Here is a 10,833-nt window from a genome sequence, read left to right on the forward strand (position 1 = left end):
ACCACCAAAGACCGGCGTCTGCTGGAGCTGGAGCTGAACACCTGGGTGCGGGGTCTGGTGACGGAGATGACGGATCCGGGGGATGAACTGCAGGCTTCTCACCCGCTGCGGGATGCGAAAGTGGTGGTGGAGGACATTGAGGACAATCCGGGGTTCTTCCGGGTGAAACTCTATGCGGTGCCGCATTTCCAGGTCGAAGGGATGGACGTCAACCTGTCTCTGGTTTCTCAGATGCCAAAAGCCAAAGCATAAGGCGAGGGACAATCAGGGATGAAAATTTATCGTCCACTATGGGAGGACGGGGCCGCGCTGGCCCCGCAACAGTTCCAGCAGCAGGCCCGCTGGGATACCTATGTTGCAGAGCATGTCGCCCGGATGGCAATCGCGCATCCGTGGGGCGTGATAGCAGCAGAATTTGATGATGCCGCGCTGGCGCTGTCCCGCCTGAATGCCACCCGAATGGTGGTCCGATTTCAGGATGGTACCGTTGTTGATACGGATGTGTCGGATAACCTTCCGCCCGTCTGCGATCTCAGTGGCGTAACGGACCGTGAATCTGTCGAGGTACTGCTGGCGCTGCCTTTGCTGAGCGCCAGCGGCAACAATCTCGATAACGGCCTGGACAGCGAGCGTCCCCGCCGCTGGAAAGCCGAGCGCGTCAACGTTCAGGAGCTGGCGGGCCACGAAAGCGGCGAGCTGGCAGTTCTGCGTCATGCGATCACCCTGCGCTTATCCAGCCAGGAAAACACGGCCTGGCTGACCTGTCCGGTTGCGCGTCTGGCGCGTAATGCGCAGGGGCAATGGAGCCGCGACGGGTCATTTATTCCTCCCTTACTTGCGCTTTCTGCCAGCCCGTTACTGATCGCGGAGCTGGGATCTTTACTGATCCGTCTGCAGGCAAGACGCCGCCGTCTGATGGCCATGCGTCGCGAGAGTAATGAGCGGATGGCGGATTTTGCCGTGGCGGATGTTTCCCTGTTCTGGCTGCTCAATGCGCTAAACAGCGCGGAGCCGGTACTGACCGAACTCCTGCAGACGCCTTCTCGTCATCCTGAACTGCTGTATCGGGAACTGGTCCGTCTGGCAGGCAGCCTTCTGACGTTCTCACTGGAGCATGATGCCGGTGAAATTCCGCTCTGGCTGCATGGGACACCGGAGCAGGTATTCCCGCCGTTACTGGCATTGCTGGATAAACTGCTTGAAGCCAGCCTGCCGTCACGCGTGGTCAGTATCTCGCTTGAACATGACGATCGGCTCTGGAAAGGCTCGCTGCACGATGCGCGTCTGCGGGAAGGGGCGGATTTCTATCTCTCCGTGCGTTCATCGATGCCTAATCATGAACTGCAGATCAAATTTCCTCAGCTCTGTAAGGCCGGCAGCCTTGATGACGTTTCCGATGTCGTCAATACGGCGCTGAGCGGCATGGTCATTAAGCCTCTGAGCCATGTGCCTGCCGCTATCCCATTACGTCTTGAAAATCAGTACTTTTCGCTGGATCTGAGTACCGATGCGGCACGGGCCATGCTGGAAGCGGGCAGCTGCACTTTCTATACCCCGTTATCACTGGGTGACGTGAAACTGGAACTCTATGCGGTATTGCGGACATGAATAAATCTGAACTGCGTCAGATAGAACGTATTTTCTATCCCGGCTGGTTGATGGCCAGCCAGCTGCGTGGCGGACAGGACGTCCGTGACGGTGAAAACCTCTACCGGCGTGCCAGCCGTCTGGTTGAGGAGGCAAAAACCGCGCTGACCGGGGCGGGGTACAGCGATATCAGCCGTGACCATATGGTCTATGCCCTGTGCGCACTGCTGGATGAAAGCGTCCTCAATCGTGGTACCCCCGATGATGGCTATCGGGTCTGGCACCGGGACCCGCTGCAGGCCCGTTTTTTCGGCTCGCTGAATGCCGGCGAAGAGCTGTGGGAGCGCATTCGCCATATTCTGAAAGAGACGGCGCCGGATACGGCCGTGCTGATCTGCCTGTACCGGACCCTGCAGCTGGGTTTTGTCGGTCAGTATTCGGCTGAAAAGGATGAACGCCGTGAAGATATTATCAGGGCGTTAGGTGAGCGGGTTCCCCCGTTAACACCAGCGCTGGATGCACCCATTGTGGTGCGGGCATCGCACCTGCGCAGCGGTCGCCGTGGATACTGGCTTTCCTGGATTGCAGGTACCGCTCTGCTGATTACGCTCTGGTTTGTCCTCTCATCTTCCCTCGCGGATCTGGTGACCCGTACAGGGAGTATGGGGTAAATGGGGCGCTATTCTGAACGGTATCTGCTGACGGTGCTAGCCGCCGTGCTGAGCCTGTGGCTGATTCTCGGGTTCTGGCCGCTGTCGGTGGGCAGTCGGGTTGCGCTGAGCCTGGTCGTCATCCTGATTTGCGTGGGGATGCTGTGGCGGCAGCGGGTTCTGACCCGCGTCCGTGACGAAGCTGTCAGGGATATCGAGGATGACAGCCTGCCGCCGGAGGATTTCCTGGGCGCGGTCATCCTGGCCTGCGGTGATAACGCTTTACTCTTTACTGCTGAACGGCGGCACCGTGAAACCCGCCAGGGCTGGTATCTGAAAGTTCAGAATGCTGAGCAGCTTCCTTTGCTGGCGCAGCACCTGAGTATTGCCCGACCTGCACTGGTATCCCGGATCGCCGTGCTGCTTGCGATCCTGCCGGAAACCCATCTCTCTGCGGATGATTTCACCCAGGATCAGCGTGGCTGGCAGCGTGCGCTGGCGCAGACCCGCAGCACGCTCGGCAGGATGCCGCCAGTCTGCACCGTCACCTGGATATCGCCACCTGCTGCCTGGCCTGACGGGGAGCCGGTCTGGTTTACCCTGACCGACACCCGATCGGGTATTCAGGTTCATCAGCCCGGACTGGGCAATGTATCGCTGGCCGAATGGGCTCAGGAAACGGACGCGTCCGGACGTCTGAGCCGTCTGAGCCTGACGCTATGGCTGGAGAGCCTGCTTGCCTGGCAGACCCAGCCCGCCCGCCAGGGTGAACGGGCTGATGCGATCCCCTGCGCGCACGGAATTTGCTTCACGCCGGTAAAAGGGCTGCCTGACAACCTCTGGCAGCAGCATATTGCCGCCATCACGGCCCTGGCACCGGCCCTGACTGAAAACACCCGGCCTGTGCCGCTGCCTGAGCTGCTGTTATCGGCGTTGCTACGTTCCGGCAGCCTAAGCCGGATGAAAATTTTCTGGCGCAGGGTGGGTCTGCTGGGGGCCATTTTCCTCGTCCTGGCCATGCTGGCTTCCTTTATGAATAACCAGCGGCTTATCCGCAGTGTCGGCGATCATCTTTCTTTATACCAAAAACTCAGCGGAGAGCCGACGGCGCCAAAACTCCGGGCGCAGCAGCGCCTGCGCGCCGACGCCGCGCTGCTCGACGACTGGCTGCGTCGTGGTGAGCCTCAGCGTTATCGCCTGGGCTTGTATCAGGGGCTGCGCCTGATACCGATGCTGGACGCGGCGATTGGCAACTGGGCACCGCCGGTTCCCCCTGCGGCGGTTATCAAACAAATCGTACAGGGACCAGAGACGATACGCCTCGACAGCATGTCCCTGTTTGCCTCCGGCAAGTATGACCTGAAAGCGGGATCGACCCGGCTGCTGGTCAACTCCCTGGTGGGCATAAAAGCGAAACCGGGCTGGCTGATCGTGGTGGCGGGCCACACGGACAACACCGGCAATCCACAACTGAATCAGACGCTCTCCATGAAACGTGCCGAAGCGGTGCGCGACTGGGTGCGTGACACCGGTGACGTACCGGAAAGCTGTTTTGCGGTACAGGGCTATGGTGCAAGCCGCCCTGTCGCAACCAATGACACGCCGGAAGGGCGAGGACTCAACCGGCGAGTCGAAATCAGCCTGGTGCCGCAGGCGAATGCCTGTTCGCTACCGGGCGAAACCCCCGCGTCATCGCAGGATGATGACGCTTTACAAAAAAATGGAGAGTAATGCCATGGCAATTCCTGTTTATCTTTGGCTGAAGGACGACGGCGGCGCGGACATCAAAGGATCGGTGGACGTTCAGGATCGTGAAGGCAGCATTGAAGTGGTCGCACAGGAGCACAAGCTGTACATCCCTACCGATAACAACACCGGCAAGCTGACCGGCACCCGCGTTCACACGCCGTTCCTGATAACCAAAGAGATCGACTCCTCCAGCCCGTATCTCTACAAGGCGGTTACCACCGGGCAGACCCTGAAATCTGCGGAATTCAAGTGGTACAAAATCAACGACGCTGGCCAGGAAGTGGAGTACTTCAACACCAAACTCGAGAACGTGAAGGTGGTGAAAGTGAATCCGGTGATGCACGACATCAAGGATCCCGCTTACGAGAAACACAACCACCTCGAACAGCTCGAACTGCGCTACGAGAAAATCACCTGGACCTACAAAGACGGCAACATCATTCATTCCGATTCCTGGAATGAACGCGCCACGGCGTAAGTCCTGTGCGGGCGGGGTTTCCCGTCCGCAGTTTTCCTCAGTACCTGCCTGACGGGTACTGAGGAAAATAGTCCACAATCGAAAATCTGACCGGATGCGCTTTGGTTACGGCGATGGGCGGTAGCGTGCCTGAAGGTCCCTGACAGGGAGTTTAAAGAACATGGAAAATCCAGCAATTCTGCTGCGTCGTCTTAACCCTTATTGTGCCCGGGCGATGGAAGGCGCGGCGTCGCTGTGCCAGACCCGTGCCCACGCGGAGATCCTGCCGGAGCACTGGCTGCTGAAACTGCTCGAGCAGGGAGAAGGGGACCTGATGGTGCTGGCGCGCCGTTACGAGTGGGATATGGATGCGGTCTGGCAGGCGTTGCTGGCCTGGCTGGACAATCTCCCGCGCTCGGTACGCAGTCGTCCGCAGCTTTCTGACAATATTCAAATCCTGCTTCAGGAGGCCTGGCTACTGGCATCGCTGGCCGGCGAAACACAAATCCGCAGCGTTCACCTCCTGATGGCCCTGACGGATAAACAGAATCTGCTGCGCTGTGACGGCCTGTGGCCGCTGCAGACTCTGGGACAGAGCCAGCTTGAGCGCCTGCGTCCGCTGCTGGATGCGCAGTCCGACGAGCGCCCGGAAGCCCAGCAGGACGCTGAGTTGCAGGCATCATCGGGTGAGGGCATTGAATTTGTGGGTCGCCCGGTCGATGCGGACCTGAAAGAGGGTGAACTGACCCCTGCTCTACAGGGGGCGCTGGATAAGTTTACCCTCGACGTCACGGCCAAAGCCCGTGAGGGCAGCATCGATCCGGTATTTGGTCGCGATACCGAGATCCGCCAGATGGTCGATATTCTCTCCCGCCGCCGTAAAAACAACCCCATTCTGGTCGGCGAGCCGGGCGTCGGCAAAACCGCGCTGGTGGAAGGACTGGCGCTGCGCATTACCGAGGGTAACGTGCCGGAAAGCCTGAAGCCCGTCATACTGCGCACCCTCGATCTCGGTCTGCTGCAGGCAGGTGCCGGAGTGAAGGGCGAATTTGAGCAGCGGCTGAAAAATGTGATTGCCGCCGTGCAGCAGTCGCCGACTCCGATCCTGCTATTTATCGACGAAGCCCATACCATTATCGGCGCCGGAAACCAGGCGGGCGGTGCGGATGCCGCTAACCTGCTGAAACCGGCGCTTGCTCGTGGGGAGCTGCGCACTATCGCGGCCACCACCTGGAGTGAGTACAAGCAGTATTTCGAACGCGATGCGGCCCTCGAACGCCGGTTCCAGATGGTCAAAGTGGATGAGCCGGATGACGACACCGCCTGCCTGATGCTCAGAGGCCTGAAATCCCGCTATGCACAGCACCACGGGGTACATATCACCGATGCGGCAGTACGCGCTGCGGTCACGCTCTCCCGCCGCTATCTGACCGGTCGCCAGCTGCCGGATAAAGCCGTGGATCTGCTCGATACCGCCAGTGCCCGGGTACGTATGAGCCTGGAGACGATACCGGACGTGATCGTGCGTCTGAAGGCGCAGATCACCGCCCTGACCCTGGAAGAGCAGGCTCTGCTGGAGGATCTGGCCGCCGGAAACCCTCCGCAGGATGACCGTCTGGCCGCGATTGAACGCCAGCGGACCGCGTTGAGCCGCGAGCAGGAAACGCTGGAAGGGCGTTTTGACCGCGAGAAAGGGCTGGCGCAGGCGCTGATTGCCTGCCGTCAGGACAGCAGCCGCCAGTCAGAGGCGGGGGAACTGCAGCAGCAGCTGACCGAAGTCGGACAGGAGAGCGCCCTGATCCAGGTGGATGTCGATACCCGGACCGTGGCTAACGTGATCGCCGACTGGACCGGTGTCCCGCTCTCTTCCCTGATGAAGGATGAGCAGACCGGGCTGCTGAGCCTGGAAAATGAGATGGGGAAAAGAGTCGTGGGCCAGGACGTGCCTCTGCACGCCATTGCCCAGCGCCTGCGGGCGGCCAAAACCGGCCTGACCTCCGAGAACGGCCCTCAGGGCGTCTTTCTGCTGGTAGGGCCGAGCGGCGTCGGAAAAACCGAAACCGCCCTGGCGCTGGCCGACAGTCTGTACGGCGGTGAAAAATCCCTGATTACCATCAACCTGTCGGAGTATCAGGAACCCCACACCGTCTCCCAGCTAAAAGGTTCTCCGCCGGGCTACGTCGGCTATGGCCAGGGCGGCATCCTGACCGAGGCGGTCCGCAAGCGTCCCTACAGCGTGGTCCTGCTGGATGAGGTAGAAAAAGCCCACCGGGACGTGATGAATCTCTTCTACCAGGTCTTCGACCGGGGCTTTATGCGCGACGGCGAAGGCCGGGAAATCGACTTCCGCAACACGGTGATTCTGATGACCGCCAACCTCGGCAGCGACCCGCTGATGCAGCTTCTTCAGGAGCAGCCGGACGCTTCAGAGGGGGATTTGCAGGAACGTCTGCGTCCGATCCTGCGCGACCACTTCCAGCCCGCGCTGCTGGCGCGATTCCAGACGGTAATCTACCGCCCGCTGGCGGAAGCCGCGATGCGCACCATTGTCGAAATGAAGCTTGCGCAGGTCAGTCAGCGCCTGAATCGCCATTATGGGCTTATCACCCATATCGAAGAGAGCCTCTACGACGCCCTGAGCGCCGCCTGTCTGCTGCCGGATACCGGTGCCCGTAACGTCGACAGCCTGCTGAATCAGCAGATCCTGCCGGTGCTGAGCCAGCAGTTGCTGACGCAGATGGCGGCGAAGCAGAAACCCGTCTCGCTCACCCTGGGCTGGAGTGAAGAAGACGGCATTGCGCTTGAGTTTACTGCGGCAACTACCGAAGGCTGAGCGGGAGGCGGGGGATGTCTATTCATGATGGCAATAAGAATAAAGATAGCAAGCAACAGGATAAAGATAGTAAAAAACAGGATGAAGATAAGCAGATAAGGGAGCTCACTTCTGGTGAAATCGATTTAGCAAAATCGGTATTTGGTGAACGCATCGATTATAAGAAAGTTAAAATCCATCACGAGAGTTATTTACCACTTGGTATGCAAGGGAATAATGTCGCGATGACACCCAATGGCGAGATTTACTTTCTTCAATGGTATCGGGATGATTTCTCTATTACGTTACCTTTTTTGCAACATCTTTTTATACATGAGATGAGCCATGTATGGCAGCGAGAGAAGGGAATGAATGTGATCTTCCGTGGGCTAATGAGTGGAGTTGTGAGCTATCGATACGTGCTGGATGACCGATTGTTAAGTGAATATCCAATGGAGCAACAGGCGCAAATTATTGCAGATAACTTTACTCTTGAGAAAGAAGGGTATGCCGGTTGGTTGAGTTTGAGGCTAACGCATGAGGTGACACTTGATGGTGACATTACAGAGTTGGCTATAAGGAGTAAATATAAGAGGACATTGAGAGGTTTTCCATGGTGATGAATGTAAAAAGAATCACTGTGCCACTACTCTGTGTGTTCATCAGTATGCTTGCGATAACAGGTTGTCCCGAAAAAGGATATCAGCTTCGCTTCGATGAGGAGGGGGTCATTACGGTGAACAACGGAAATGTGTGTTTCCCTGTTCCCGATAGTGCTTATTACCGTGTCGGCGCGATTTCAATCAACCCCAGAGGAACACCTTCAAAAGACGAAAAAATTATCTTTGATCCTGCCCTTAATATCGTGAATGAGCACCTTTGTATTCCGCCAACATTCTATCAGTTTGATCGTGATGGTTCTTTTTTTATTCGGGCTATTCTTATCTCGACCCAAAAGTCCGCACCGCCGAGAAAGATAGTTTCAGCGCTGGAGGTAGAAGGTCGTCATATCACAAGCATCCGACCTGACGACAGTGAGATGGCCCGGCCCTACAGCGAAATGCTGCGAAACCAATAATATTATTTTCCGCTACCTGCCAGATACAAAAAGCCAACAGGCCCTCTGAACGCATTTATGGACAGCAGATCTTCACTAATGGAGCCACTATCATGAACCTGACAGACACGCTGCAAAAAGCGGTATCGGCCGTTACCGGAACGGGACTGAACCGTTACCGGCTGGATATTCCCTCCTGCACCGCTTCTCTGGATGTCGAAGAGTTCAGCGGCAAAGAGTCGATGAGCGAGCTGTATCACTACACGATCCTGTTTACCAGCCCGGAGCGAAATATCAGTTCTGCGCAGCTGCTAAGCAAGCCCGCCACGCTGACCATGGGAATAGGCCCTTTAATGGTGCTGGACGGGCAAAAAGTGGTCCACGGTGTGGTGACACATTTTAAACGCATCAGCGGTTCGGCGGATCAGGTCACGTACCAGATTATTATTGAACCCTTCCTGGCGCTGCTGCGTCATCAGTTCCGCACCCACCGTTTCTTTGTCAATAAATCGGTGCCGGAAGTGGTGACCCAGGTGCTGCAGGAGCACGGCCTGAAAGGGTGGGAATATGAGTTTGTGCTGAAGGCGGAGTACCCGAAGCGTGAACAGATCAACCAGTATCAGGAAAATGACCTGGTCTTTATTGAACGCCTGCTGTCGGAGGTGGGGATATTTTACTTCTTCAGCCTGCATCCGGATACGCAGACGGAAGTGGTGCATTTTGCCGACAAGCAGAGCGCCTGGACGTTCGGGAAAACGCTGCCGCTCAGCAGTCCGTCGGGACTGGATGACCAGGGCGCAGACTCCGTCTGGAATGTGCATGTCCGTCAAAGCGTGGTGGAAAGTTCGGTCACCGCCAGCGATTACAACTACCGTGAAGCGCAGAGGATCCTGGCTTCCGCGCCTGCGGATATGACCCGGGGCGACGGGGATGGCGTGACCTACGGGGATGTGTATCACTACCGGTCGCGCCATCTGGAAAGCGGCGACAAGATCAACCCGTCCGCCGAAACCGGTAACTTCTGGGCGCGTCTGGAGCATGAGCGTTTTCTGTCCCGCCAGACCAGCGTCACCGGGAACAGTTCGGCGGCAACGCTCAGTCCGGCCCAGGTCCTGACCATCACCGAACGGGTGCTGCCGCCAACCCTGCCGACCGCGGTAGAAAACGGCCTGGTTATCGTCCGCACGGGCTATATGGCGAACCGTAAAAATGCCCTGCAGGTAGAATGGCTGGCGATGCCCTACAGCGAAACCCTCTGCTGGCGTCCACTCGCAGGCCGACGGCCGGTAATCAGCGGGACGCTGACGGCGCGCATTACCAGCGCGAAAGAGGGTGATATCTATGCCTGGCAGGATGGTGCCGGTTTGTACCGGGTAAAATTTGACGCCGACCGGGATGACAAAGCCCAGGGCCAGGAGAGCATGCCGGTACGTCTGGCCAAACCCTATGGTGGAGACAAATACGGCATTCACTTCCCGCTAATCCAGGGTACGGAAGTCGCTATCGCCTTCCACGAAGGTGACCCCGACCGCCCCTACATCGCCCACGCCCTGCACGACTCCCGGCATGTTGATCATGTCACCGAGAAAAACAGCACCCGCAACGTTATCCGCACCGCCGGACTGAACAAACTGCGAATGGAAGACAAGCGGGGCGAGGAGCATATCAAGCTCAGCACCGAATACGGGGGCAAAACGCAGCTGAACCTGGGCCATAACGTCGATGCGTCCAGAGCGCGGCGGGGAGAAGGCGCGGAGCTGCGAACGGATAAGTGGGTGAGTATCCGTGGGGGGAAAGGGGTGTTTATTAGTGCGGATACGCAGTCACAGGCGCAGGGGCAGATGCTGGCAATGGAAGCCACGCTTGGGCAGCTTCAGCAGGCTCAACGTTTAACCGAGTCTTTGCGCGGTGCGGCGGAAGTAGCAAAAGCAGAGCTGGCAGATTTACAAAAGCAAAAGGCATTACTCAGTGATGTGCTCACCGAACTTAAACAGTCTGCACTTTTACTTTCGGCACCGGCAGGTATTGCGCAGAGCACTCCTAAAAGTGTGCATATGTCGGCGGGCGAAAATCTCATGGCAACGAGTGGTGGAAATACCGATTTTAGCGTGCTGAAAACCTTTACTGTCGCTGCGGGTGAGGCGATCAGCCTGTTTGCACAAAAGATGGGGATAAAGTTATTTGCGGCTAAGGGAAGAGTAGAAATCCAGGCTCAGGGCGATGAGATGTCGCTGGACGCGCTGAAGGATGTACGTATCAGTAGCAGCGAGGGCAAAATTATCATTCGTGCAGAGCAGGATATTTTGCTGGTAGGCAGTGGTGGAGCCTATTTGCGGATAGGAAACGGCGAGGTGGAAAGTGGCGCACCGGATAAAATTATTCAGCGGGCAGCGGTATGGCAGAAATTTGGTGGCCAGAGTGCCAGTCAGATGTTTAATCAGTATCAGCAGGGAAGTTTCGAGTTACAGCCTAGAATGGTGGGAGCAGGACCAGAATATATGGTGACGAACTGTATAACGCG

8 protein-coding genes and 1 pseudogene are annotated in these 10,833 nt (G+C 57.5%); all 9 read left to right on the forward strand.

What is annotated here, in order from left to right:
- Window positions 1-252: pseudogene (locus EDF81_RS23715) on the forward strand (type VI secretion system contractile sheath large subunit); the annotation flags it as partial.
- A gap of 18 nt (window positions 253-270) precedes the next feature.
- Entirely contained in the window at window positions 271-1,608 is a 1,338-nt protein-coding gene (tssK, locus tag EDF81_RS23720; RefSeq protein WP_123350665.1) for a type VI secretion system baseplate subunit TssK, read from the forward strand.
- A complete protein-coding gene (gene tssL, locus EDF81_RS23725) occupies window positions 1,605-2,258 on the forward strand; it encodes a type VI secretion system protein TssL, short form (RefSeq protein ID WP_123350667.1) in 654 nt (217 codons plus the stop codon). The genes tssK and tssL overlap by 4 nt, the downstream gene beginning before the upstream one ends.
- A complete protein-coding gene (locus tag EDF81_RS23730) occupies window positions 2,259-3,968 on the forward strand; it encodes an OmpA family protein (protein WP_123350669.1) in 1,710 nt (569 codons plus the stop codon).
- Window positions 3,969-3,972: 4 nt separating this feature from the next.
- Window positions 3,973-4,464 carry a type VI secretion system effector Hcp gene (gene hcp / locus EDF81_RS23735; protein WP_123350671.1) on the forward strand — a complete coding sequence of 164 codons (492 nt, stop codon included), beginning with the start codon at window positions 3,973-3,975 and terminating at the stop codon, window positions 4,462-4,464.
- 160 nt (window positions 4,465-4,624) lie between these two features.
- Window positions 4,625-7,276, forward strand: a complete 2,652-nt coding sequence (gene tssH / locus EDF81_RS23740; RefSeq protein ID WP_123350673.1) for a type VI secretion system ATPase TssH — start codon at window positions 4,625-4,627, stop codon at window positions 7,274-7,276.
- 14 nt (window positions 7,277-7,290) lie between these two features.
- A complete protein-coding gene (locus tag EDF81_RS23745; RefSeq protein WP_123350675.1) occupies window positions 7,291-7,875 on the forward strand; it encodes a type IV secretion protein Rhs in 585 nt (194 codons plus the stop codon).
- Window positions 7,869-8,333 carry a putative T6SS immunity periplasmic lipoprotein gene (locus tag EDF81_RS23750; protein ID WP_123350677.1) on the forward strand — a complete coding sequence of 155 codons (465 nt, stop codon included), beginning with the start codon at window positions 7,869-7,871 and terminating at the stop codon, window positions 8,331-8,333. The genes EDF81_RS23745 and EDF81_RS23750 overlap by 7 nt, the downstream gene beginning before the upstream one ends.
- Before the next feature lie 92 nt (window positions 8,334-8,425).
- A partial coding sequence (locus tag EDF81_RS23755) for a type VI secretion system Vgr family protein (RefSeq protein WP_148049954.1) occupies window positions 8,426-10,833 on the forward strand: 2,408 nt, incomplete at its 3' end.

It is taken from the genome of Enterobacter sp. BIGb0383 (assembly GCF_003751845.1).
Classification (GTDB): Bacteria; Pseudomonadota; Gammaproteobacteria; order Enterobacterales; family Enterobacteriaceae; genus BIGb0383.